The organism is Clostridium frigoris (assembly GCF_018861865.1).
Lineage (GTDB): Bacteria > Bacillota > Clostridia > Clostridiales > Clostridiaceae > Clostridium_AD > Clostridium_AD frigoris.
The window spans coordinates 134,490-160,273 of record NZ_JAHLDV010000004.1 but is presented as its reverse complement, the minus strand read 5'-3'; the positions used below and the strand labels follow the sequence as shown (position 1 = coordinate 160,273).

At 32.4% G+C, this 25,784-nt stretch carries 22 protein-coding genes; 2 read left to right on the top strand and 20 right to left on the bottom strand.

All coding sequences use genetic code 11. The features are described 5' to 3' along the window. The 15 genes from KPL37_RS03495 to pduA form a co-directional block, all read right to left on the bottom strand. On the bottom strand, nucleotides 1–999 hold a 999-nt coding region (locus KPL37_RS03495; RefSeq protein ID WP_216146045.1), incomplete at its 3' end, for an IS110 family RNA-guided transposase. A gap of 121 nt (nucleotides 1,000–1,120) precedes the next feature. Next, entirely contained in the window at nucleotides 1,121–2,536 is a 1,416-nt protein-coding gene (locus KPL37_RS03490) for an aldehyde dehydrogenase family protein (RefSeq protein ID WP_216146044.1), read from the bottom strand. After that, nucleotides 2,520–3,512: a cob(I)yrinic acid a,c-diamide adenosyltransferase gene (locus KPL37_RS03485; RefSeq protein WP_216146043.1), complete on the bottom strand. Its 993-nt coding sequence runs from the start codon at nucleotides 3,510–3,512 to the stop codon at nucleotides 2,520–2,522. Before KPL37_RS03485 ends, KPL37_RS03490 begins: the two co-directional genes overlap by 17 nt. A 28-nt stretch (nucleotides 3,513–3,540) precedes the next feature. After that, nucleotides 3,541–3,813, bottom strand: coding sequence for a EutN/CcmL family microcompartment protein (locus tag KPL37_RS03480; protein WP_216146042.1), 273 nt, complete (start codon nucleotides 3,811–3,813; stop codon nucleotides 3,541–3,543). 4 nt (nucleotides 3,814–3,817) lie between these two features. Beyond that, on the bottom strand, nucleotides 3,818–4,582 hold the full coding sequence (locus tag KPL37_RS03475) for a flavoprotein (RefSeq protein WP_216146041.1): 765 nt from the start codon (nucleotides 4,580–4,582) through the stop codon (nucleotides 3,818–3,820). Nucleotides 4,583–4,592: 10 nt separating this feature from the next. Then, nucleotides 4,593–5,408, bottom strand: a complete 816-nt coding sequence (gene eutJ, locus KPL37_RS03470) for an ethanolamine utilization protein EutJ (RefSeq protein ID WP_246578110.1) — start codon at nucleotides 5,406–5,408, stop codon at nucleotides 4,593–4,595. Between the two features lie 2 nt (nucleotides 5,409–5,410). Continuing rightward, nucleotides 5,411–6,064, bottom strand: coding sequence for a phosphate propanoyltransferase (gene pduL / locus KPL37_RS03465; RefSeq protein WP_216146040.1), 654 nt, complete (start codon nucleotides 6,062–6,064; stop codon nucleotides 5,411–5,413). Continuing rightward, on the bottom strand, nucleotides 6,061–6,642 hold the full coding sequence (locus tag KPL37_RS20035) for a BMC domain-containing protein (RefSeq protein WP_216146039.1): 582 nt from the start codon (nucleotides 6,640–6,642) through the stop codon (nucleotides 6,061–6,063). The genes pduL and KPL37_RS20035 overlap by 4 nt, the downstream gene beginning before the upstream one ends. Further along, nucleotides 6,639–7,037, bottom strand: coding sequence for a glycerol dehydratase reactivase beta/small subunit family protein (locus KPL37_RS03455; RefSeq protein ID WP_216146038.1), 399 nt, complete (start codon nucleotides 7,035–7,037; stop codon nucleotides 6,639–6,641). The genes KPL37_RS20035 and KPL37_RS03455 overlap by 4 nt, the downstream gene beginning before the upstream one ends. Before the next feature lies 1 nt (nucleotide 7,038). Next, nucleotides 7,039–8,859 carry a diol dehydratase reactivase subunit alpha gene (locus KPL37_RS03450; RefSeq protein ID WP_216146037.1) on the bottom strand — a complete coding sequence of 607 codons (1,821 nt, stop codon included), beginning with the start codon at nucleotides 8,857–8,859 and terminating at the stop codon, nucleotides 7,039–7,041. A gap of 23 nt (nucleotides 8,860–8,882) precedes the next feature. Further along, nucleotides 8,883–9,392, bottom strand: coding sequence for a diol dehydratase small subunit (locus KPL37_RS03445; protein WP_216146036.1), 510 nt, complete (start codon nucleotides 9,390–9,392; stop codon nucleotides 8,883–8,885). A gap of 12 nt (nucleotides 9,393–9,404) precedes the next feature. Then, complete coding sequence (locus KPL37_RS03440; RefSeq protein ID WP_216146035.1) at nucleotides 9,405–10,073, bottom strand: propanediol/glycerol family dehydratase medium subunit; 669 nt, start codon at nucleotides 10,071–10,073, stop codon at nucleotides 9,405–9,407. Nucleotides 10,074–10,091: 18 nt separating this feature from the next. Continuing rightward, nucleotides 10,092–11,756 (bottom strand): propanediol/glycerol family dehydratase large subunit, encoded by a 1,665-nt coding sequence (locus KPL37_RS03435; RefSeq protein WP_216146034.1) that lies wholly within the window; start codon nucleotides 11,754–11,756, stop codon nucleotides 10,092–10,094. Between the two features lie 23 nt (nucleotides 11,757–11,779). Next, nucleotides 11,780–12,661, bottom strand: coding sequence for a propanediol utilization microcompartment protein PduB (gene pduB, locus KPL37_RS03430; protein WP_216146033.1), 882 nt, complete (start codon nucleotides 12,659–12,661; stop codon nucleotides 11,780–11,782). Nucleotides 12,662–12,681: 20 nt separating this feature from the next. Beyond that, nucleotides 12,682–12,969 carry a propanediol utilization microcompartment protein PduA gene (gene pduA / locus KPL37_RS03425; protein WP_216146032.1) on the bottom strand — a complete coding sequence of 96 codons (288 nt, stop codon included), beginning with the start codon at nucleotides 12,967–12,969 and terminating at the stop codon, nucleotides 12,682–12,684. A gap of 280 nt (nucleotides 12,970–13,249) precedes the next feature. Between pduA and KPL37_RS03420 the strand changes: the two genes are divergently transcribed. Further along, nucleotides 13,250–14,479: a sensor histidine kinase gene (locus KPL37_RS03420; protein WP_216146031.1), complete on the top strand. Its 1,230-nt coding sequence runs from the start codon at nucleotides 13,250–13,252 to the stop codon at nucleotides 14,477–14,479. A 3-nt stretch (nucleotides 14,480–14,482) separates the two neighbouring features. Beyond that, entirely contained in the window at nucleotides 14,483–15,220 is a 738-nt protein-coding gene (locus KPL37_RS03415) for a response regulator transcription factor (RefSeq protein ID WP_216146030.1), read from the top strand. Nucleotides 15,221–15,267: 47 nt separating this feature from the next. Here the strand turns inward: KPL37_RS03415 and KPL37_RS03410 are convergent, their stop codons facing one another. The 5 genes from KPL37_RS03410 to KPL37_RS03390 form a co-directional block, all read right to left on the bottom strand. Beyond that, entirely contained in the window at nucleotides 15,268–16,434 is a 1,167-nt protein-coding gene (locus KPL37_RS03410; RefSeq protein ID WP_216146029.1) for an aspartate aminotransferase family protein, read from the bottom strand. Beyond that, nucleotides 16,434–17,309, bottom strand: a complete 876-nt coding sequence (gene argB / locus KPL37_RS03405; protein ID WP_216146028.1) for an acetylglutamate kinase — start codon at nucleotides 17,307–17,309, stop codon at nucleotides 16,434–16,436. Before argB ends, KPL37_RS03410 begins: the two co-directional genes overlap by 1 nt. A 940-nt stretch (nucleotides 17,310–18,249) precedes the next feature. Beyond that, a complete protein-coding gene (locus tag KPL37_RS03400; protein ID WP_216146048.1) occupies nucleotides 18,250–21,027 on the bottom strand; it encodes a calcium-translocating P-type ATPase, PMCA-type in 2,778 nt (925 codons plus the stop codon). 933 nt (nucleotides 21,028–21,960) lie between these two features. Continuing rightward, nucleotides 21,961–22,374 (bottom strand): hypothetical protein, encoded by a 414-nt coding sequence (locus KPL37_RS03395; protein WP_216146027.1) that lies wholly within the window; start codon nucleotides 22,372–22,374, stop codon nucleotides 21,961–21,963. 147 nt (nucleotides 22,375–22,521) lie between these two features. After that, nucleotides 22,522–25,497 carry a DEAD/DEAH box helicase gene (locus KPL37_RS03390; RefSeq protein WP_216146026.1) on the bottom strand — a complete coding sequence of 992 codons (2,976 nt, stop codon included), beginning with the start codon at nucleotides 25,495–25,497 and terminating at the stop codon, nucleotides 22,522–22,524. Between the last annotated feature and the right edge of the window lie 287 nt (nucleotides 25,498–25,784).

Below are 25,784 nucleotides of genomic sequence, written 5' to 3'. Positions count from 1 at the left end.
ACCTGAACTATTCTCAATCAGATTTAACCCTGCAAGTTTTTGAATTTGGCTTGGATGTGTAAATCTTTTTATATCACCAACTTCAGCAATGAACCCTGCAGCCGTCATTATACCTACACCTTTAATAGATACCATCTCCTTTACCCCTGGGATCTGAAAAGCTAATTCCTCAATTTCTATCTCTAATTGTTCATTTTGTTTCAAATATAGTTCATATTGTTCCAAGTTAGCTTCAAGCTCTCTCTTAGCCATTTTAATGCCTTCTTTAATTCCAATAGAAATCTTAGCTGCCTCAATAAGTCGCACTGCCCTTTGATTGCCTACGGCACGTTTAATTTCTTTTCTCCATGTCGCAACTATTTGCTGCACGCCTGTTGATAAAACTTCTTCTGGTGTAGCAAACTCCGTTAATGACATTAATGCAGCTTTCCCTTCCCAATCGGCAAAAACATCATTAAATTCAGGAAAGTATTTGTCTAACCAATGATCTACTTTATTTTTAATTATATTTAAATTTTTAGTAAGGCTTTCTCTCATACCCATTGCTATCCTTAGGTCACTGTATATTCCTTCCGGAATGTAAGGCTGAGAATACCTACCATCAATAACAAGCTTTGCAATTGTTTTTGGATCTTTAAGGTCATTTTTAGTCTGAGAGTTATCATCTAACTCTTTGCTTCTTTTAACATGAAACGGATTAACGAGAACAAGTTTAATCCCTAGTTCCTTTAAAAAGTTTCCCAATGTAAACCAGTAATGCCCTGTAGGTTCTAGACCTACAATTATGTTATCTTTTTTATTCTCTTTAGCTACCGAATCTAACCATTCTTGAAATGTTTTAAATCCTGCTGCTGTATTTTCGAACGATTTAACTTTACTAAGCTCTATACCTCTATAATCGAACGCTCTCGCATACTGAAATTGCTTTGCAATATCAATTCCTATAACTAATGTACTTTCTGTTATTGACATTATCTTTTCATTTTGTGTATAATTCATATTGAGTACCTCCACTGATAATTATAAATTAGGGATAAAAGTTGCAACTGTTATACCCTGTATTTTATCAGCAGGTGCTCTTTTTTTCAAAGTTCATTTTAATTCATAACAGGAATGCTCCTTATATGATTCTAAAAGAATCAACCATTGTACATCTTCTCTGCCTAGTAAATGATGTAGCGTTTGTAATACCTTCCCCTGTTGGCCCAGCTATTGTAAAGGTTGTCCAACCTTCTCCTCCAAAACCTATTCCTGCATATGATGGTGCATTTTTAACAAATATTGTAGTATCTATAAGTCTTGACATCTTGGTTAAATTATCAATATTTTTCGAATGCATCATAGCAGTATGCCTATTTCCATGTTCGTCTATTACGGCTGTATTTATTGCTTCATCAACATTTTTAACTTTAACAATCGCAAGTATTGGCATCATTAACTCTTCTTGTACAAATGGATGTAAATTCTCTGCTCTACAAATTAAACATTCAACACCTTTAGGAGCCTGAATTCCAGCTGCTTGTAAAATAACTGCAGCATCTTTGCCAACAAAGTTTTTGTTAACTCCATATTTTATTTTTCCATTCTTTTTAGTTTTATTCATTACTACATCTAGAACCTTTTGTTTTTGCTGCTCATCTAATTCATATACGTTTCCATTTTTAAGCATCTCTGCAATTAATTTTTCATATACACTTTCAACAACAATTGCTTCCTTTTCTGCTATGCATGGAAGATTGTTATCAAAACAACAACCGGCTATTATATCCCTTGCAGCTTTAACTATATCTGCAGTTTCATCAACAACTACTGGTGGATTTCCTGCTCCTGCTCCGATTGCTTTTTTGCCTGATGATAACACCTTTTTAACAATAAAAGGTCCACCAGTTGCAACTACAAGTCTTATTTTAGGATTATTTATCATAAGATCAGTGCTTTCAAGTGATGGTTTCCTGAGCGTCGTAATTAAATTTCTAGGGCCACCAGCATCGGTTATTGCTTTATTAAGAACTCTTACGGAAATAAGACAACTTTCTATTGCTCCTGGATGTGGAGAAAATACCGCTGCATTACCTGATGCAATCATTCCTATACTGTTACACATAACTGTGGCAGATGGATTAGTTGAAGGAGTTATTCCACCAATTACTCCAAATGGTCCCATTTCTATAAGTGTTAATCCTTTATCACCTGATATTGCCATTGTTTTAAGTACTTCTGTTCCAGGAGTTTTATTAGCTACAAGCTTAAGTTTTAAATACTTATGATCTTTTCTTCCCATTCCAGTATCTTCAACGCATACTTCTGCAATTTTTATAGCATTATCAAGTATAGCTTTTCGCATTGCAGCTATAAGCGCTTCTCTCTGTGAGATACTCATACATATAAGCTCTTTTTGCGCAATTGATGCAGCCTCAATGGCTTCATCCATATCATCAAAAACGCCATCACTCTCAGAGACGTTAAGATCTCTTTTGTTCATTTCTTGAAGCACTTTTTCAACCATTGCTGATATTTCATCATTTTTTATCTCCATAACTTATCCTCTCCTCAAACTTTTTAACAGCATATGTAGCAACCTCCATATCTTGTGCAACTGTTCCGCCACTTACACCAACTGCTCCAACTATAAAATTGTTTATCTTTAACGGGTATCCTCCTCCAAATGTAATAACATTTTCTAAATTGTTAATACCATAAAGTTCTCCGTTTTTCGCTAGTTCATTCAGTTCATGTGTAGGTACCTTAAATGCTACTGCACTATAAGCCTTTCCTTTTGCAATTTCAATACTTGCAAGAAGTGATCCATCCATTCTCTCAAACATTACAGGATTTCCATGTTCATCCATGACCCAAATCACCATTGCCACCTGTATTTGCAATGCTTTTTCAATACAACTTTTTATTATCTTTTCACTAAGCTCACTATTCATTTTCTCACCACTTTCTCTATGAACTTTTTTGCAAAGCACCTCTGATATATTTGCCTGAACCTTTATTAATACATTCTTATAATCCTCGTATCTTGCTATGGTATATATAGCATCTGATAATCTATTAAAATACTTTGATAAATTAACACTTACATCATAACTCTCGCAAAGCTCTACTATATATCGCTCCGCTTCGCGTACCTTAGTTCTTGCTATATCAAGCGCTCCCGATTCGATTGTTCCACCAGGAACAATAAAACTATTAATCTTTGGGATAATCATGTCTAACTTATCTATTACTGTTTCTAAATACTCTATATCTTGTTTTACTATTCTTTCCTTGAATTTATCAGTACCAAGCGATGCAAGTTCCGCACCTGCTTCAAAAAGTGTTTTTTGAATTGTGAATATTATGTCTTTTATCTCTTCATCTTTTATAAAACTTCTTGCAAAACCTAAGGTCGAATTCGCACTATCACATGTTCCATATGACCATACTCTCAAATCAGATTTTGAAGTTCTACTTCCCCCAATTAAACCTGTTTGACCTTTATCCCCTGTCTTTGTATATATTTTCATAAATTCATCTCCTTACTTGGAGTTTAAATTATTTTTTGCTTACTTCAAGGTAATCTACAATTCCTACTATAGCCGTATCAATTGGTGTATCTATATTATCTTCTAGTAGTCTTGCTCCACTACCTGTAATTACAAGCACTATTTCACCATTTCCTGCACCTACTGTATCAACTGCAACTAACGTATCTTTCTCTTCTTCCTCAAATTCATTAATTTTTCTAATTATCAAAAGCTTGCTTCCAATTAATCTGTCATCTTTCTTTGTGGAAACAAGCGTCCCAATTACTTTTGCCAAAAACATATCCTCACCCCTCAATGTAATCTATTTTAATGTTTTCTGAGTCTATGTAATCTTTTGCAAGAGATGTTATAACCGCTCCTTTTGAAATCTTTATATTCCTACAACTCCCAATAGACAGCAAATCGGTTTTTGTTATTATTCCTTTTAATGTTACTTGTCTTATTTCTTTTGTCACAACTTTTTTAATCTTAGTAATTTGTGTTGTTCTCTTTTCTTCTATAATAAGTAATTCATTTATAGCCTTTTTGAGTTCATATGCATTAATAAATGAAACCCCAAAGCTCTCTATTGTTTTTATATGATTTTTTATCATTTCATTATATGAAATATTTTGTGAATAACCTAGTGAAACATTAACTTGGTTATCAGGATCAAAACTATCCTTTACTACAATTATTTTCTTGTTTTTCATAATCGCATCCGAAATTCCTGTTGTAATAAATGTGTCACGAATACCAAGAGCTGTTTTTACAAGTACATTTCTTGTCATAACCGGTATCAATATAAAATCAACTTCATCTATCTTTTTAGACATTAATTTTTTATCAAAAATTAACTCTGCATTTAGGTCTTCAATAAATTTATGAGGAATTATATTCTTCGCAGAATCAGATAAAACCACACTATATCGTAAATTATTAAATTCTTTTAAAATCTTAAATTCTTCTTCTACATTTACCATCCCACCTGAAATAAAAACTAATACTTTTTTATTAACCAACCCTAATACTTGAATTGTAATTGCTTTTATTAGCTCTTCAATATCCAACTAAATCACCTCACTTTACGCTAATTGCAATTCCCAGTGGAGTTGCTAGAAGTGGATTATACGTTTTAACAGTTTTAACCCCTGTATACTCCTCTACGACATTTTCAATATTCTTAAGGCAACAAGTACCTCCAACGAGATATATTGTATCAATATTGTAACCTTTTATATGTTTTTGTATAATTGATGACATTTTTTCAATAACTGGCCTAACCATTGTAAACACCATATTATAATTGTTAGTGTCTTTTTTATATTTCTCTGCATCCTCATATTCCATATTTAGAGCTCCTGCTGTCACAAGTGTCAGATGTCTTCCACCTGTTGGTTCGTCTGCACTATAGATAACTTTTCCATCTTTGAGTATCGAAATTCCTGTAGTACCACCACCAATATCCACAACTGCTCCAGAGTTAATATTTAATACATTAGCTGCTGCTGTTGGCTCATCAAGTACATTTGTAACAATGAACCCACCACCTTCAACAACATTCTTAATAACACGTACATTACCTTCCATAATCCCTGGTGGAATTGCAGTTGCTGCATATATAAGCTCGCGCCCAAGTTGCTTCTCAAGTTGAGCTTTAAGATTTCTTATAATTTGTACTGCCTCTACAAAGTTAACAACTATTCCATCCCGTACAATATCTGCTGGATAAATTGCCCCTGCAACTGGAATATCATTAGAATCAAGCACTGTAATAACAATATTTGCAGTTCCAAGATCAACTCCAACCTTAAGCTTTCCCTCTACCTTTACTGGCTCCTTATTAGCTATACATTTTTCCATTTGCAATATAAGCGCATTTGCTTTCTCCATCATAATTATCTACTTAACCCCACAATCCTAATAAGTCCATTATTTTTTATTTCTGTTGCATTTGCCTCATCAGTATCTATATGAACCTCTAAAACTGATTTATTACCAACTCTAACAAGTACATTTTTTAAAATAATACCTTTAAGTCCTTTAGTTTCAATATCCACAAAGTCCCCATCCGCAACTCCAAATTTTATTGCATCGCTTGGTACCATATGAACATGCCTAGTAGCAACAATTACTTTTTCGCAAAATATCTTCATTCCTTTTGGTCCAATTACACTAAGTGTTTCTGATCCTACTACGTCTGAAGAATTTCTTAGTGGAGCTTTTATTCCAAGTGTATAAGAATCTGTAAGCGATATTTCAATTTGACTTTTTTTTCTTATAGGCCCAAGTATTCTAACTTTAGTTAAGCTTCCTTTAGGTCCTGCTAACGTAACAGTTTCATTTGCTGCAAACTGACCTATTTGTTTAACCTTACTTTTTACAGTGAGCTTATATCCTTTTCCAAATAAAAGCTCAAGATCTTCCTTGGTCACATGAAGATGCCTACTTGACACTCCAACCGGAATTGCATATTCTCTATTTTTAATACATGATTTTCTTGAAACTTCTTCAACTATATCCTTTAAAAGAGCATCATCAAATTCATTCATTTCTTATCACCTTCGCTATCCTTATAATGTATACATGCCTTTCTAGGCATTCCCTTCTTCCTACTACATTTAGGGTCATAACATAAATTGCAAATCCCCTCTGAGGGTTTCTCCTGCGTAATGATTGCAGATGTATCCTTACTAGTGACTTCAGGTTGTTCCTGAACTGCTCCATCCACAATTATTGAATTAACAACTACAACTGATTCTTCTACTATAGTTTGTTCCTCCACTATTTTTTCTTCATTAATCTCTATCATTTCTTTTTTATTAAAAAATTTATTCTCTAACCCAATAGTTTTACTAGATTCAATCATTAAATCTAGTTTATCCACAGGTCTTGGTATAACAAGAGTTGCATATACTGTGTTTACATTCGCTGCGCTTACTTTAGCTGACTCAATTGCCGCCTTAACTGCTGATACATCACCTTTAATCTTAACTGTAACCATGCCATAACCTTTAGTCAATTCATACCCTATGAGCTCAACATTTGCTGATTTCATACAAGTATCTGCTGCTTCAATTGCTGCAGCTAATCCTACTGTTTCAATTAACCCAAGGGCACCTCTGCTCATATGTTTTCCTCCCTGGCGAAATTTTGGTTTAATGCTGACATAATACCCTCACCCATATTTTTAAAAGGCATTATTTTATATAATCTTGCAGCATTATTACCAATATTTCTTGCAACAACTTTAATATTTTCTTTCAAGTTAGCGTCGAGAATTGGTTTATCAATTTTAAGTTTACTAAAGTGTAGCAAAACTCTATTTTCTTTTATTCCTATCCCCACCCCCATCCTTGAATACACTGCAGCCTTATGAGTGATTTTTAAAAGTTCATCACCATTAACTACATCAACCTCATATGGGATACCTTCCTCTTCAATTCCTGCGAGTATATGCTTAAGTATATTAATATCCGGTTTATCTGTAACAACAACAATGCAAGGTCTACTATTATTCTCCATTTTATATTCCTTTCAAGCTATTGTAGTACGATATTACAAGACCAGTTGCTACTGCATTTCTAGGGCCTTCCTTTGCTCTTATATTACCGCTTCCACAAACTATGCCGTAATGAGAAAGCTCATCTGATATCATCTCAGGTATTTCAAAATCAAGTGCTGAGCCACCAACTAGTACAACAAACTCAATAGCGCGAAGGTTATCACCTGGTGCTATATCTTGAAGAGCTCTTACAACATTTGTTATAAATATCTTATTTTTAGCTTCGCGACGTACAATTCTTATTTTATCTATTGAATGTTTTGAATGAACTGGAACCATCTCATTTTCTTTTACAACAACATTTCTTGCAAATATAGAAGCACTAAACGGCTTTTGGAAAAAGCAAACACTACCATCCTCATACCTTATATTAAATAAACTTTCAACTTTCGCAAGTGGATACTTTTTGATATCCTCAGCAAGGTTATAATCATCTATTCCAAGCTCTGAGTTTATAAGCATTGTCACCATCTCTCCTGCCCCTGCATGATGAATAGATTTTACTTCTCCTGTTTTACTTATAAAGGCAGAGTCTGTTGATCCACCACCTAAATCAAGTATTACCATTGGTCTATCCGTACCTGGAGTAGTTAACGCCCCAAGAACTGCCATGTTTGCTTCAACTCCACCAATTAACACCTTAATACCTGTCTCCTGTTCAAGTTTTCTTGCTATACTCTCCATAGGAAGTCTATTTGTTTTAACCATTGCTGCTAATGCAACTGCATTTTCTAAAGCAAACTCACCCGCTATACCTCCATTTACTTTTTGAGGTACAAATGTATCTACTGCTAGAATATCCTGAATTTTTATATCAGAGCTTTTCTGCTTAGTTAATTGACCCATGACCTGCTTAACTCGTTCAATCATTCCTCCAACATTTGTTCCACTCTCACCAACCACATCATTTATTGGCCAAGCATCCCTTAGCGCTTTCATTATTTTAACTGCGCCCTCTTCGATGCCAACTTTTTTTTCTTGTTTTCCAAATAAAATAAGATTACCAGAGGGAATTGTTCTTTCCTTAACATCTCCCTCTGGTGTCCTAATTACAACAGCTGATTTGTTTCCAATTAACGCTCTTGCAACAGGAATTATATGTTTTGTTTCATCTGGGGTTAAGCTAAATATTGTAGCTAAACCATAAGGATTTGAAAGAACTGTTATATTAGAACCAGGGGCTGCTACCTCGACAGCTGCAATCATTCCCATAGGTACTTTTTCTATAAGGGAAACTTCATCAACAATCGGAATAACTTTCCTTAGCCTATTAGAAATAATAACGCCATCATCTGCTTGAACAATAAGTCCATTAATTTTCACATTATTGTCAAGTGCATTATTAATTCTCATAGCAGCAGTTTCAAAATCTACTGACTTTGGAATTATACAAATTACATCTTCCATACTGTGTAGATTTACTATTTCATCAATATATACAGTCTTACCAATACCAATACCTAGTCCACCTGGTGTATCTGGATTATGTCCAATCATAGTTGACTCGGTTATTATTGTTTCTGTAATTGTTTCCATTGCCACATCACCTATTACAGGCGTTGCCTCATTGATACATATGGAATCCAATGCAGATAATTCTATATTAATTTTCTTGCATGCGTCAGTTAAAGAATTTAAAATTCCAACAACGTTATCTAAAGTTCCTTTTATTCCTGTAGTTTTAGACAAACTGCTAGAAACAAAATTTAGACCCTTTTCAATATCTGCAATAGCTACTTCCGTTGTAGAATTACCCACATCTACACCTGCAATAAATTTCAAACCAATCACCTCTTAAATCATCATTAAACTTTTAGCCTACTTCTCTTTTCATATACATCAGCGGCTTCTCTTACTAATGTAGCATTTATTGTAGCATTATACTTATTCTCAAGCTCTGTTGCAATATCTAGTAACTCCTGCTTTGTAGATCTAAATGGCCTAAGTGCACTATAAATTTCAAGAACTCTTGCATCAGGAATTATAACCATTTCAGCAGCTCTTCTTAAATTTTTACCAAATTGAACTCTTCCGACCTCATCTGCAATTTGTGCTTGATATAAAAGTACTTCAGCAGTTATTTTTATATCTTCAGGTTTAACATCTCCACTAAGCACACTTTTAACATCTATATCGTCAAGACCTTTACCATTTTTCGTTTTAATAAGTTCTTTACTCTTTGTTGCTAATGGATAGTCTTTAAGTGTTAATTTCTTAACATTATCATTACTTGCTACTTTAACCTCTTGTGGTTCATTGTTCATCATTTTCATGACTTCTTTTACTATTTGTTCAATATTCATATTATCATCCATATAATTCACCCCTTACTTAAATACAACTTTAAGCTGCATAGGTTTTGCATTTAGCACAACATGCTGTGTTTCCTTGATATGAAGAACTGCTGCCTTTGCTTGATATCTAGGTCTTGCCATCTGATCGTTTAATGTAGGCACAGGATCTGGCGACTCACCTTTTGCATATTTAGCAGCATTTTTCCCAATTGCTCTAAAAGTTTCTCTTGTAATTAATGGAGCTTGTGGAAAAAGTTCAAGATTTTCTAACATTTCAAGGTCCTTTTGATGAATAACAGTTGTTCCTTTTGACTGAATGCCAATACCAATTCCTGATCCGCTTAAAACTGCTGCATCATGCGCCATAAAACAAACATCTGATGTACGAGTTACTCTAATAACTCTTGGAGTAACACCTTCTTCTTCAATTCCTGCCATAAGTTCACTAAGTACTTCATTATGTGGAATATCAACAATAGTTTTTGTCTGATAAATTCCGAATGCAGGAGCTACTGCTATAACAACTTCATCGCGCCTTGTTCCTGGTTTCGCTTCTCCTACTTCAATAAGATTTAATTTTGAATTTAAAGTATCTACTTTATTATTCGCTATTTCCTCATGTAAATCGTCTTGCGATTGTAATTTTTTAACAACCTCATTAGTTATAATTTTGATTAATTCTTCATTAGACATTACATTCATATAACATCACTCCTCTAACTACATTTTATTAGGATCAAGAGCCTGATTAATGTTTTTGATTTCATCCCATCTTGCTCCCTCAAGCCTATACCCAGTTCCTGGTCCCATATAATCATTAGGATCGTTTACTGCGGTAATTACATTGAATTTATCGTCAAAAATAGATGAGGTATGCAAATAATCTCCAGCAATTCTTTGTTTAACTAAGCTTAGAACTCTCTCTGCAATCTCTTCATTACCACTCTTTGAAAGAGCTTTAACTACTTCAAGAACTGTAATTCCTTTTTTAAGTATGCTTTGAGCAGCTTTTAAATCCTCTACAACATTTCTGTTTGGAATATCCTTGCTTCCATGAGCATATGTTACGGCTTCAACTTCTTCATCAGTTATTTGTGGTAATCCCATTTCTTTAAATACTCCTTGAAGCACTTTAGCAGCCTTGTTTCTAACAGCAATTGCATCTGCTTCTTTTACTGGTTTGAGCCCTCCATCAACCTTTAAATCTCTTTGAAGTACAAGATAGTCATCATAATCATCAACATCAAAGTTAGAACCTGCAAACATGTTATCATAATTAGGAACTCCGCTATATCCTGAAAATATAAAATCTGTACCAGGAAGGAATTGCATCATAGTCCTAGCAGTTTTTCTTATTGGTGAATGTGTAAATGTTTGATCATTTCCTGATGCAACTTCCATGTCAAGCATTGAAGTTATTAGATTTTCTGCAAGTACAGCTCTTATTCCACCTGAAACAGCTGCCGGTATACCAATACAACTTATAGAACCATTTTGAAGTCCTTGAACTCCAGCACCTTTTGTAATCATTATGCATCTTGCTTCAAGATAGAGCATTGATTTACCTTCAGCATAGCCCATTAAAACTTCCGAACCAGTACCAGACGTAAATCTCATTTTAAGTCCACGGGATGCATATGCGGATGCAAGAAAAGCCTTTGACCAAGGAGTATCATCTCCATCAGTAAACACTTGCTCTGTACCATAAACTGATATAGTCTCAGCATATGCTGTATAACCAAGCATTCCAAGTTTAAGTTCTGTTGCTTCTTCGAGAGCGCATTGAGTTAATATTCCACCTCTTCCTACTTGTGCTCCTATTAGCAATCCAAGTGCATTAAACGGTGCATATCTAGTTACAGCAACTGTAGTTTCCATTTCATCAAAACCTCTTAAAGCTGCCTCTGCAGCATCAGCCGCAATCAGAATTGGATTATCTTTTACATTTGTAATGTGGCATTGATTAGATGGCGTTTTTCTTGCTCTCATTTTTTGTAGTGCCATCATCATTTCAACAACATTTAAATGATCTACAACCTCAACTAATTTTGCAGGTGTAATTGATGTAGCAATAGTTACAATTTTTGCTCTAGGAACATTTATATCTGTAAGCATCCTAGCAATTTCAAGCGAACTTATTGCCATTGATTTTTCTGCATCGCCAAGGTTTATAGAATGATCTGCAAGGAAAATATCTATAAAGTCAAAATCAGCTCTTTTCTTTCCATCCATTTCAACAATTTTACCATTATCAATTTTCAAGCTAGATTTAGGGTCATTGGGACCATCCATTGCAATAAGACCTACATCTGGCCAATCTTGTACAAAACCATCCTTATTAACTTCTCTTTTTTCTAACGCTTCAAATCTTTTTGATCTTTTCATAATATCAACCCTCCATCCTTAATTTAAATGTACGGTTCGGTAGTTGAAGTTGGTTCATCACCTAACGCATTTAAAAGTTTCTTTCCTACTTCTCTTCCTGCTATTACTGCTTGCCTTACTGCTCCTGAATCTCCAGTTATTGCAAGAATAACTTCATTTGAATGTGATGTGCCCTTAGATGGGCTTGAATAAGCAACTATTTCTACATTTGCAGTTTTAACAGCAGTATCTGCCATCATAACTCCTATTGCTGCAGGTGCTCCAATAACTAATCCAAAAGCCTTCCCAACAGGTGCGCCAAAGGCTTTTTCTATTGCTAAACTAGCTCTTGCACTATACTGCATTTCAAGATGTCCTGCATCATTACCATAAACATCACCAAAAGTTCTAGGAAGTTCTTTTAATGTAACTTCAACAGCACGCCTTGCATCTGAAACATCCTCAGCTCCAAATATTATAAGACAACCATGACCAGCTCCGCCTTTTGTATCTCTTGGAAGTTCAATTGAAACGATTTCAGTGTTGGTAGCTTTAACTGCCTCATCAGCCGCCATTATTTGTGGACCTGCTCCGGTTCTTGCTCCTATAATCCCTATTGAATGGAATTTCTTATCAATTCCCATTGCTTCATGAAGTGCTGAATCTATGTTTGCAATAACTAAACCAATTGTATCTCCAATCCCTGTTCCAACAAATTCGGTTAATCCTGGTGCCTGCATAAATTTCCCCTCCTTTTTAACTTTCTTAACTTCCTCAATCTCTATAACTTCATTTTTAACTTTACTTTCATTCTCACAATTTGCAATTTCTTTAACTGCCACTTCAATATTATTCGGTTTTATTTCTCCGCTAGCAATTTTACGTCTAACCTCTTCATAAACTTTTTCAATTAGCTGTGTATTCATTTACATCAACCTCTCACTATTTATTCTGAAACTGGATATTTAGGCAATATTTTTTCAACATCTGTGTGAGGTCTTGGAATTACATGAACTGATATAACTTCTCCAACTCTTTTTGCAGCTGCGGCGCCAGCATCAGTAGCAGCTTTAACAGCTCCAACATCTCCTCTAACCATAACAGTAACTAGTCCTGAACCTATTTTCTCATAACCTATAAGAACTACATTTGCAGCTTTAACCATTGAATCTGCTGCCTCTATTGCACCAATCAAACCTTTTGTCTCTATCATTCCTAATGATTCTTGTCCCATAAAAACACCTCCATTTATTTTATATCTTTATTATACTGAATTTTCACACTTTTTGATGTCAATATATTGTGCTATTTAAGTATAATATTGATTTTATATTTACGAAATATTTTGACATTCTTAGGTATTATTATTACTATATAATTAGTGGTAATATATTTTCATTATGTTAAATGTAGTATGTTTCTATGATAGATAGTGTATATTTTTATTATAAATGATGGTAATATACTTACTATATAGTTAATGTTATTAAAACTTCTTATAAAGGAGAAATATTATGATAACAAATCCCAAGTATAAACTCAAAGAAATTATCGATGTATCCTCTCTTAAAGATATTCAAGATAAATTTGCAAAAATAGTTGGACTTTCCACTGTAACAGTTGATGGGGATGGAACACCTGTTGTACCCGCCAGTTATTTTACTAAATGGTGCAGCTTAATTAGAAGCAGCGCAGAAGGCTATAAACGTTGTAAACATTGTGATTCAGTTGGTGGAACAACTGCAATGCAGGCAGGTAAGCCTGTTATTTATAACTGTCACACTGGCCTCATTGATTTTGCAGCACCAATAATTGTAAACGGTAACTATCTTGGATCTATGTTATGTGGACAAGTAACAAGTTCAAACTTTAAAAATGAATCAATTATAGATGTTAGTAGATTATCACGTGAGCTTAATCTATCTAAGAATGCTCTATTTGATGCACTCGCTGAAGTTCCAGTAGTTAATTATGAAAAGATTCTAGTATCTGCTGATTATCTTTTTCTTTTTTCTAATTTTATCGCTAAGATGGGAATAGCAACAATTACAAAATCCGAACTTTTGGAAGAAACAAAAGAAAAAATGAAACTTACGGAACTTCTTAAAAATATGGAAATCAAAGCGCTTCAAGCTCAAATTAATCCCCATTTTCTTTATAATACGCTAAACACTATTGCAAGAATGGCTTTAATGGAAAATGCACCTGATACCGAAAATCTCATTTATGCAATCTCTGACCTGTTAAGATATAGTCTTAAAAATTCAGATAACATGGTTACTATAGATTCAGAAATAACTAATATTAAAAAGTATTTTTATATTCAAAAGACAAGATTTGGTGATAGATTTGATTACGAAATAGATATTGATCCTTCAATACTCAACTTTAAAATTCCTGTAATGACCCTTCAACCATTAGTAGAAAACTCAATAATTCATGGTCTTAAAAACATGACGATCAATGGAAAAGTTAAAATAATTGGTAAAAATTTTAATAATAGTTATCTCACAATTGAAGTATTTGATAATGGCATTGGAATTGATGAAGACAGACTTAAAACAATTTTTGCAGTTGAAAACTCTTATGAGAACCTTACTGGTCTAGGAATTAAAAATGTAGACAGCAGAATTAAACACTTCTTTGGTCCTAAATATGGCATTAACCTTAAGAATTCTAAAGAAACTGGAACTACCGCTACAATAAATGTTCCTTGTATTAAATTAGATAAAAGGGAGGTCTAACTAATGCACAATTTACTAATAGTAGAAGATGAAAATATTGAAAGACGAGCGCTTAGATACATCATTGAAGATAAACTAAGTTGTATTAATATTTGTGGTGAAGCTAAAAGTGGCTTAGAAGCTATTAAAATGGCTAAAAAAAGCGCACCCGACATTATTTTAATGGATGTGGAAATGCCTGAACTTAACGGCCTTGAAGCTCAAAAAGAAATAATTAAATTTTTACCAAATGTACATACAATCATTTTATCTGCTTACGATGATTTTGCTTTTACTCAAAGTGCAATTAGAATAAAAGTAATCGATTACCTATTGAAACCCATAAGACCTAACGATTTAATTGAATCTATTAATAGAAGTATATCTTTAATAAATGCGCAAAATGATAGAGTCATAAACGCTAACCAAGATGATACCCTAATTAAAGAAGCTATGAAGTATATTGATGAAAATTATAATACATACATAAGTCTTCAATCAATTGCAGCTCATGTTCATCTTAACCCACAATATTTCAGCAGATACTTTAAGAGTAAAATTGGTATTAATTTTATTAACTATTTATCATCATTTAGAGTAATAAAAGCAAAAGATTTGCTTCTAAATACAGATAAAAATATTACGGAAATATCACAAAATGTTGGATATGTTGATTCAAGCTATTTCAGTAAAGTTTTTTTTAAAAGTGTTGGAATAGCACCAAATCAGTTTAGGTGTCAAAACAAGAAACAACATTTCTAAAAATAAAAGCTACATAACGAATTCGCTATGCAGCTTTTGTTTACTCATTAAATTTCCGATATTACTACTTCAAGGATATCTAATGCTTCATCAATCTCTTCCTTTGTTACGTTAAGTGGAGGAAGTAATCTTACCACATTATTACCAGCTGCAATTACAAGCAATTTCTTATCAAAACAAGATTTACAAAATTTCTTTGTATCTGTGTTTATTTTTATTCCAATCAATAGACCTATACCTTTTATTTCATCTATTACACCATATTTCTCTTTTATTTTAAGTAATCTTTCTTTCATATATATGCATTTATCATCTATTTTTTCTATAACGCCACCATCAACAAGCTCCGTTAAAACAGCCTCACCTACTGCGCATGCAAGTGGATTTCCACCAAAAGTACTTCCATGATCACCTGGAACAAAAGCTGCTGACGCTTTAACGTTTGTAATAGTTGCCCCAATTGGGAAACCACCACCGAGAGCTTTTGCGATACATATTACATCAGGAATAACTGAAAACTTCTTATAAGCAAAAAGACTTCCAAGCCTTCCCATACCACATTGTACTTCATCAAAAATTAATAGAGCATCATATTTATCGCACAAATCTCTTGCTACTTTTAAGAACTCTATTGTTGCGATATTTATTCCGCCTTCTCCTTGAATCGGTTCTATTATTACAGTGCATACCTTCTCATTAAAATTATTTTTTAAATCTTCTACATCATTAAATTGTACCTTTTGTGTGCCTCCAATTAATGGACGGAAATCCTTTTGATATTTTTCCTGACCAGTAACTGATAATGAACCCATAGTTCTACCATGAAAAGACTCGTCCATATATATGAGCACGTTTTTATCTTTAGTGTCCTTTAATGATCCATATTTTCTTGCTATCTTAAGTGCAGCCTCTACAGCTTCTGTACCACTATTGCAAAAAAACACTTTATCGTGATCACAATTATCTATTAATTTTTTTGCAAGTAGTTTATGAGGAGTATTCCAATAATAATTAGAACTCTGCATAAGCTTACTACTTTGAGTAGTTATCGCATTTATTATAGCCGGATTACTATGTCCAAGACAATTTACTGCTACTCCTGAAACAAAATCCACATATTCTTGACCATTTGAGTCATAAATCTTACAACCAAGGCCTTTCTCAAAAGTAACGTCATATCTTCCGTAAGTGTTCATTACACAATTTTCTTCCATTATATTACCCCTTTTGCTGTTATAATTTTAGTTCCACTATCCTTAATTATATTTAATAATAAACCATGCTTTTTTCTTCCATCTACTAAATGAACATTCTTAGCGCCCTTATTAATTGCAGCAACGCAACATTCTAGCTTTGGAATCATTCCACCATAGATCATACCCTTGTTTATAAATTCTTTAGTTTGCGCAACCGTTATTGATGATAAAAGTGTAGTTGGATCAGTTATATCTGTATATACGCCATCTATATCTGTCATAATTAACAACTTTTCAGCTTTAAGTACACCACTTATAGCCGCTGCTGCATAATCTGCATTTATATTGTAACTATTTCCTTTGGAGCCTACACCTACTGGAGAAATAACTGGTATATACTTATTTTTAAGTAAAGTAAGTAGTACCTTTGTATTAATGTTTGCAACTTCTCCAACAAAACCTATATCAATTTTTTTGCCATCTTCTATAACATACTTCTTTTTAGCTTGAATTAAATTACTGTCTTTACCACTTATACCTATTGCATTTAACCCTCTAAGACTTAAAATTGAAGATAATCTTTTGTTAACATTACCTGACAATACCATCTCAACAATTTCCATAGTATCCTTACTTGTAACTCTAAGTCCATTAACAAACTTGTTTTCACCACCAGTTTTCTTTACCCACTTGCTAATTAAAGGACCTCCACCATGAACTATAACAACTTTTATACCTGCTTTTGTCATAAGCTCTATATCTTCTACAAAAGCTTCCTTAGCAACGTCATTGCTCATTATACTTCCACCATATTTTATAACAAAGGTTTTACCCTCATATTTACTCATTTGCAAAAAATCTTTTTTATTTGATTCATTATTTAATATATTCATTGTAACCTCCAAACCTAATACTTAATTTTTACTAATAATATAACTATTTGACCATTTGAATAATTATACATCATTTTGAATAATTATTCAACATTTTATTTATTTTTTTTATAATTTTATTATGTTTTCTTATTAATAAATGTATAAATCATGATAATATGATGTAACTAAAATGTCCTCACTCGTGTATACGCGCTATGTATGTAACGAATTACCATCTTTTTTTTACAAACATGTAAATATTAATATTGCATCATAATACCACATAATTATGCAACAATAATATGTTTTATAACAAGTCAAAGATAATCGCATTGGGTATATTGCATATCTCATATAATATATCACTAATTAAGTTAACCGCATAATAAAACCTATAGTTTCACAATAACTGTATATGGTTATTTAAAGCCTTTTCTACTATTTCTGTACCAATATTAATATATTTAAAAATGGAAAAAATACATTACTATATCTATAAATAGTAGTTTTACTGACATCAATAATAGGTATTTTAATCGCAATTGAGTTACTTTCACATTGAGGCTATCGAACATTATTTAAGTATTTCCAAATATACCCTTTTGGCGGGCAATGTAAAACTACCCTATAGAGAATTAATGATTATTAATTTTTCAGAGATCCGGGAAAGTGTTTAAAATGCGGTCAACTAATGGAGGTGTTACCTCTTGAAAGATGCTATAGTATCTTAGACTTAAACCTAGTGATTGATGATTATATGGACTATTACAACAATGACCTATATCAATGGTAAATAGCAAAATTATCACCAAATAAATATGCCGCTTACTTAAAAACTGGTGAATATCATATTAACATATAGAAAAATACCCTCACATCATATTTATGACAGGAGGGTATTTCATTTAAGTCTCTTTTTTTAAATGTCCTTTACACAGGGTCCACTTTAGAACCGTGTCTAAGCTGCTATCTTTTCTTCTGATTCTGACACGATTTGTTTATTCTTTTTTACAAAAAATCTCATAACTAATTTCACTACTTCATTTACTACTATTATAAGTGAAGCTAATCCAATTATCTTCAGCCACATAATAGCGCTTAAAGGCACTGCATTAAAGAATCCTGAGAATACTTCTGTCACAAATATTTGAGCTACTGCTGTAACCGCTAATATTTTTAAAAATATGGTATTCTTTGCAATGTTATGTAATATACTGTTTGTGCCAAATTCTCTACAGTTAAATGCATTGAATAATGAACTAAAAGCAAATACCGCAAATAATACTGTTTGCATTTCATTTGCTCCTGTAGCGCCCTCTACAGGGAATCCAGCTCCTAATATATCAAACTTCATCTGAACCATGATAATACCCGTTATATATAGAGCATTAGCAATCATACTTGTCATCATTTCTTTAGTTATAATGCTAGCATTTCTATTAGTAGGTTTTCTCCTTAAAACAGCATCTCTTACTGGTTCAAGTCCAAGCGATAGAGCTGGTGGACCATCCATTATAATATTTACCCATAATAATTGTATTGTAGTAAATGGCATTTGGAAATCAAATAATACAGATAAAATTGCTGTTAAAAAAGCAATTATATTTACTGTTATCTGAAATTGAATAAACCTCTGGAAGTTCTCATAAATACCTCTTCCCCATTTAATACCTTTTACAATAGTTCCAAAACTATCATCTGTTAATATTATATCTGCAGCATTCTTACTAACCTCGGTGCCCGCTATACCCATAGCTATACCTACATCAGCTTTTGTAAGTGCTGGAGCATCATTTATTCCATCCCCAGTTACAGCTACTACCTCTCCATTATCTTGAAGAGCCTCAACTATTCTCATTTTCGTATCAGGTTTTGAACGTGCTACTATTGATATAGTAGTTATTTCCTCTCTAAGTTCGTCATCTGTTAATGTATCTATATAAGTAGCTTCTACTGCTCTATTATTACCAGTAAGTAGTCCTAGCTCTTTTCCTATAGCAATAGCTGTAATTATATTATCACCTGTAAGCATTTTTGTAGAAACTCCTGCTTTTTTAGCAGTTTCTACTGCCTCTTTAACATCAAGTCTTAGAGGATCTCTTATTCCTACAAACCCTGTAAATACTAAATTATTCTCAAGCGTTCCTTTCTCTGACGCCATTGCTACCTCTTCACTTATATTTCTATATGCAAATCCAAGAACTCTCATAGAATTCTTTTGAAGTTTTCCAATTTCATTTAAAATCTCTTGACGCCTTGCCTGGTTTAGTTCTACTTCTTCACAATTAACGTGTTCGAATTTACATAATTCTAGAATTATTTCTGGTGCTCCCTTTGTTAATACTGTAGCACCTTCATCCTCTTCTATAACAGTACTCATCCTCTTTCGTTTTGAACTAAAAGGAATTACATGCGCTATTTTTGCATTTTGTCTTTCTTGCACGTAATCACAGGCATCATTGTATAAAAGAAGAGCACATTCCGTTGCACTACCTAGATACTTAACTTCATTTTCATCTCTTTCAATGTCTGCTGTAGAATTTACAAGGCAGTTATCTATAAAATAGTTATTTCTATTACTTAATTCATCGCGACCCTTAAACTTACCGTTTAAATAAACTTTTTCAACTGTCATTCTATTTTGAGTAAGTGTACCTGTTTTATCTGAGCATATAACACTTACTGAACCTATTGTTTCACAGGCTTCTTTTTTAGTAACAAGTGCATTTATTTTAACCATTTTCTGCATTGTTATTGCAAGTGTCATATTTATCATTGTTGGAAGGCCTTCAGGAACAGCTGCAACAATTAAAGCAACGCATACAACAAAGGCAGTTTTTATTGGTCCAACAGACTCTAAAAAAGCAAATACACTAGTTGTATCAGGTGATATCTCTTTTGCTACAACCAACTTTATAATCATAACTATAAATAATATCGCAGCTATTGCACTTGATATTTTTGAAATCGTACCACCTAAATGTCCAAGTTTTGACTGAAGTGGTGTTTCTAAATCACCTTTTTCAAGATTTCTAGCTATTTCTCCCATTTGGGAGCTATCACCAGTAGATGTAACTACAAACGTAGCTCTACCATAAGCAATAAGTGTTCCTCCAAAAACCATATTCTTTTGTTTTGCAGGAATTGGATCTTGTACAATACTTTTATCTTTGGCTTTTATGTTTTCCATTTCTATTACAAGTTCGCAGTCTTTATTTACATCCTCTGATTCTCCTGTAAGCATATCCTCTCTAACAGCCAAATCTAAACTAGTTACAAGTCTGCCATCTGCTGGAACCATATCTCCAGTCTCTACTGAAACTATATCCCCAGGTACTAGTTCATTTTTATTAACCTGAATGATTTTCCCGTTCCGTAATACTTTTACCTCTATATTCTCTGTCATTTTTGATAAAGCATCCGCAGCTTTTTGTGATTTTCCTTCTGTGAAAATACCTATACCAATTCCAATTGCTACAGCACATACTATACCAATAGCATCATGGTACTGTCCTACTAGTGCACTAATTACAGCTGCAACTAAAAGTATTATCATCATAGGCTCAGTTATTGCAGCTTTAATACTATCCCATATAGACCCTTGCTTTTGTTTAGTAAATTCATTAGCACCATATTTTTCTAGTCTTTGTTTAATCTCAGAACTCGATAATCCTTTGCTACTATCAACCTTAAAATTGTTTAAAACTTCTAAGCTTTGTTGATTAAAATATTTAATGTTGTCAACCCCTTTATTTTTATAAACTTTACACCTTGATTAAAATTTCAATATAATTATTCCTCCTTTACACAAAGTTATATATAAAAAACAAAGACTCTTAGCAGACCGAAACACCAACGATTTCATTGTGCTAAAAGTCTCACTGTAGCAAATGCTATGATAAAGCCAGGTTTTTAAAAGCAGTTATGTTGACTTTATCACCCTTACGAGTAGTTACTCCCTCTTCGCTTGAAAAAAGCATAAAAAAATAAAAGACTTTTAACACAACGATCCATTTATAGATCATTGCGTTAAAAGTCTCACTTGACTGGAATTAGCCACGATAAAGCCAGACTTTAAGGTCTGGTATGTTGACTTTATCACCTATAAATAGGCAGTTACTCCCTTTTAACATTCATAATTGTTATTTAATTAATAATATTATAATATCATAAAATTTATGACTATGCAATACGAGATTATATTGTGTCTCAAGTTTTAGAGTCATTATATTTAGAATAAATTTTAGAAGTTAATACTGTGTACATATTAAACGAACTAATTATATGTATATTAACCACGATATAATGCAACTTTGAAGTCTATTAGTTCTCGTTCGTCTACGGTATACTCTATACGGACTACAACTACATTATGAATTTTCATTTAACATTTGCTCACTGCCTCACAAACACTTATATTTAACTTCCAAATTTAATTTTATTATTATGGGCTTGTCCTACGTTAAATATACACAAATGTGCTACAAAATATTCAAAAAGGTGTATATAGTACTGAAATTTATATAAATATGAATCATAAAATGAAAAATGATACTGTGAATATTCTTGAAAATATATACGCCACCAAAAATAATTAAGGGTGGCATATAGACCAATTCAAAGGGTATGTTACTTGTAAAACCTAGTTATTTCAACATTAATTTATAAATTACTCTACTTGAGTTATAAGTTTCCTCATAATGTCCTTTAATTTAAGATCTGTGGTGACTTCTGGAGCTATAATTATAACAAGTCTTATACCATCATCTGATTTATCCCATTTATAAGCTTTAATATCGAGTACTGCACCATCTGGAACATCCTCTTCAATATCCATTGCAATTTCTTCTGCAAGTGATAGATATTCTTCAAATAATTCATCTTCAGTTAAATCACTTAAATTATTTTCGCCTTCCATTAAATCATTTAAGGTATTAATAGCAATACTTAAATTATATGCTAGTATATCCTCTCTTTTGGACCCTTTGCTCATATCTTTAAGTACTTTAAATTCTGTGTTTTTTTCAATTGTTTCTTTTATATCTTTACTTTCCACAATTATACTATTAAATTCTACGTACATAATTTCATCTCCTATTGGTGCCACCCACGTGACTAGTGGCATTTTATTACAAGAAATCAACTTACCTATAGTTGAAGGTACTACATTAAAGTATCTACTATTTCTTGCATCATTATATCATAGTTCCTTAACATTTTGGAGGGCACCTTAAATCATGAGTATCTCCAAAAGTTCTTCTTTTGTAAGCTTTGCTAAAGCATCGCTATTCGTAAATTCCCCTGTAATCACACTATCAATTATATTTTTCTTGTTTTCTTGAAGTAGAATTATTTTTTCTTCAATAGTCCCTTTAGCAACTAATTTAATTACTTCCACCACATTCTTTTGACCAATTCTATGAGCCCTATCTGTGGCTTGATTTTCAACTGCCGGGTTCCACCAAGGGTCAAAATGAATTACCAAATTTGCTGATGTTAAGTTAAGACCTGTTCCCCCTGCCTTTAGTGATATTAAAAATACGAATGTTTGACAACTCTTATTAAATTCATCTACCAACTTAATTCTATCCTTAGATTTTGTTTTACCATCCAAATAAAAATATGATATCCCTTTTTCTTTTAAATTTTCCCCTATATTTTTAAGAGCAGATGTAAATTGTGAAAACAGTAGTATTTTTCCACCATCATCTACATGCTTTTGAATAAGCTCTGTTGCAATTTTTATCTTTCCACTTCCGCCTTTATATCCTTCTATAACAAGTGATGGGTCCAAACATATTTGTCTGAGACTTGTTAAATAAGAAAAAACCTCCATTTTTCCATCAGTATTGTTTTTCATTTTATCCCTAACAGCTTTGATATAGGATTTATATACAGCCTTTTGAGATGTAGTCATCTCAACTAGAAATTTCTTTTCTATTTTATCTGGCAATTCTCTAAGCACTTCATTTTTAGTTCTTCTTAATAAAAAAGGTTTAATAAGTAATTTTAGTTCTCCTAAATCAACCTTTTTTCCAGAAATAAATTTACTTTCAAAAATTTCTTTGGAATATAAATAGTTAGGCATTACAAAGTCAAAAATAGACCACAGTTCTGTCAAATTATTTTCAATAGGTGTGCCAGTTATTGCATATCGTACTTTAGCTTTAACTTTTTTAATAACCTTTGCATTCTGCGCTAAATGATTTTTTATGTTTTGTGCCTCATCTATAAAACAAAAATCAAAAACAATATTATCATATTTATTTAAGTCCATTTTTAAAGTTCCATAAGTCGTGAGTATTATATCATAATCTGCTACATTATGAATTAGCTCATATCTTCCTTTTTTTTCTCCATGTACAATTGCAACCTTTAAACTAGGCGCAAATTTCCCAAGTTCAGCCTTCCAATTATAAATAAGGGAAGTTGGACTAATTATAATAGATTTTTTATTTTCTTCTGATAAAAGGAAAGCTATTGTCTGAACTGTTTTTCCAAGGCCCATTTCATCTGCTAGTATACCTCCAAGACCTAAGGCACTTAAACTTTTAAGCCATTTGAAACCATCGATTTGATATTTGCGAAGCTTAGCCTTTAAGTTTATAGGTACCCTTATGTCCATTTTATTTATATTATCATAGATATCTTCTATATCTTTTAGCAGTTCGCACCCCTTAATAAAATCAAACTTTTTATCTTTTATTTTGTTTTCTAAATATAATGCCTTATTTTTTTCTATCCTAATTGATCCATTTTCTAACAACTCATCAGCACTTAATACCAATATTAGGTCAAAAAAACTCTTAACTGTTTCATCTTCAAAGTTCAAAAAATTATTTTTCTTAGTTTTATAAAATCTATCATTTTGTTTAAACGAATTGAGAACATCTTTTAATTCATTATCGTAAATATCGTCTATACTATACGAAAACTCATAATAACCTTCCATTTCTTTAAGCTCTGCTTTTATATTCTTTGCATTATGTATTTCCATATGCTTAAGTCCATTTCCTAAAGTAACATTTCCAAGGGAATAAAGATTGTTTTTACTCTTATTTAGTATATCAAATAGCTGTTCATCCGACCCTATAAAAAGTAACCTCTCATCTCTTTTTACAAACCTATACTTCTCCAGTTCCATAATTATTTTTTCTTCAAATTTATAATCACGCGTACTCGTTTTATAATTATGCGACATACTATCTTTACTTCTATCATTCCTTAATATGTTAATTTTTTCATTACCATAAACTACTAATAAATCACAATAAATATCATGCTCTACCTCATACAAGTAGAATTCTATTTTTATAAAATTTGATGCAAAAGTTTTTACTTCTTCACCAATATTTATATTACTTGAAATAGTACCTAGAAAAGATGTAATTTTATTATAGTTATCAATACCTCCACCATATAAGATTTCACCATTTTCTCTTAACTTTTCACAAATAACAATATACCTTTGCACTTGATCCTTTGATGGTAAGTACAACCTCCAATTAAATAAATACACATCATTTTTGTCATTTAACGATATCGGAAATTGCTTATGCGTAGTTAAAACAAAATACTTTTGTCGCATCTTTAACGTAAAAGCTAAAGGTAGATCCTGCTTTACAATTAGCGCTTCAAACTCAAAGCCATCATAATTCAATCTAACTTTTTTATCATTAAGCCCTTCAAAAAAAACTTTTAAGTAAGCGGTCTCAATTTTTATTTTTTCCATCCCTATTTGTTGCTGAGCCTCATAATAAATTGATTCTTTAGTTACTTTTCTATTTAACTTTATAATACTACCTAGGTCCTTCTTACCAGTATCATTACTCCCTAGTTTCTCGACCTTTTTTTCTTTATATGATTTTTCAGAATTATCTTTTACAGCTAGCCTCAAAAAACTATATGCTGTAGCTGCTAAATGGCTACACATAAATGAATGTCCTAGAATCGAAACATCTTTGAAATCATCACAAGTACATTTTACACGATCTAACTTTTTCTTTGATAAATCTATTTTTATATGTGTGTTTAATTCTTTTGATTTAGTATCATTTTTAACTTTTCCATAAATATTGTACATATTATTAATTTTTTTTCCTTTAGTCTTAGTAACTAATCCATTATTAAAAGCCTTGTTACCCTGTCTTCTCATACTATCTGAAGATGATTTAAATATTATACTTTGTAACTCGTTTAACTTCACTCGCTAATCACCTCTAAATTAATAATACTACTAAAATGACTTAATTTATATGAAGTAAGCTTTTATATGCTATAATAAATAAGGAACTTAAGCAAATGCATGGTAAGAAATCGTTATCATTTGCATGTTCTTGATAAATGTGTTATGATGCTATTACAATAATTACCAATGCATATATTGGTATAAGTATACATGACTCCCCTACTTCTCATGCATCTTATGAGAGTGCTCTTAATTATAGTATACCCAAGAGTACTGTAGACCTAAGTACGTAGGCATCTATAATA

Excerpts from the sequence above, each read along its gene's own strand:
- KPL37_RS03490 (WP_216146044.1), bottom strand. The coding sequence starts at position 2,536 with ATGGAGATAAAAAATGATGAAATATCAGCAATGGTTGAAAAAGTGCTT.
- KPL37_RS03440 (WP_216146035.1), bottom strand. The coding sequence starts at position 10,073 with ATGAATGTAATGTCTAATGAAGAATTAATCAAAATTATAACTAATGAG.
- KPL37_RS03410 (WP_216146029.1), bottom strand. The coding sequence starts at position 16,434 with ATGGAAGAAAATTGTGTAATGAACACTTACGGAAGATATGACGTTACT.
- pduA (WP_216146032.1), bottom strand. The coding sequence starts at position 12,969 with ATGGGACAAGAATCATTAGGAATGATAGAGACAAAAGGTTTGATTGGT.
- KPL37_RS03395 (WP_216146027.1), bottom strand. The coding sequence starts at position 22,374 with ATGTACGTAGAATTTAATAGTATAATTGTGGAAAGTAAAGATATAAAA.
- eutJ (WP_246578110.1), bottom strand. The coding sequence starts at position 5,408 with ATGATGGAGAAAGCAAATGCGCTTATATTGCAAATGGAAAAATGTATA.
- KPL37_RS03435 (WP_216146034.1), bottom strand. The coding sequence starts at position 11,756 with ATGAAAAGATCAAAAAGATTTGAAGCGTTAGAAAAAAGAGAAGTTAAT.
- KPL37_RS03420 (WP_216146031.1), top strand. The coding sequence starts at position 13,250 with ATGATAACAAATCCCAAGTATAAACTCAAAGAAATTATCGATGTATCC.
- KPL37_RS03445 (WP_216146036.1), bottom strand. The coding sequence starts at position 9,392 with ATGGATGATAATATGAATATTGAACAAATAGTAAAAGAAGTCATGAAA.
- KPL37_RS20035 (WP_216146039.1), bottom strand. The coding sequence starts at position 6,642 with ATGAGCAGAGGTGCCCTTGGGTTAATTGAAACAGTAGGATTAGCTGCA.
- pduL (WP_216146040.1), bottom strand. The coding sequence starts at position 6,064 with ATGAATGAATTTGATGATGCTCTTTTAAAGGATATAGTTGAAGAAGTT.
- KPL37_RS03455 (WP_216146038.1), bottom strand. The coding sequence starts at position 7,037 with ATGGAGAATAATAGTAGACCTTGCATTGTTGTTGTTACAGATAAACCG.
- pduB (WP_216146033.1), bottom strand. The coding sequence starts at position 12,661 with ATGAATACACAGCTAATTGAAAAAGTTTATGAAGAGGTTAGACGTAAA.
- KPL37_RS03415 (WP_216146030.1), top strand. The coding sequence starts at position 14,483 with ATGCACAATTTACTAATAGTAGAAGATGAAAATATTGAAAGACGAGCG.
- KPL37_RS03480 (WP_216146042.1), bottom strand. The coding sequence starts at position 3,813 with ATGTTTTTGGCAAAAGTAATTGGGACGCTTGTTTCCACAAAGAAAGAT.
- KPL37_RS03485 (WP_216146043.1), bottom strand. The coding sequence starts at position 3,512 with ATGAAAATATATACAAAGACAGGGGATAAAGGTCAAACAGGTTTAATT.
- argB (WP_216146028.1), bottom strand. The coding sequence starts at position 17,309 with ATGAATATATTAAATAATGAATCAAATAAAAAAGATTTTTTGCAAATG.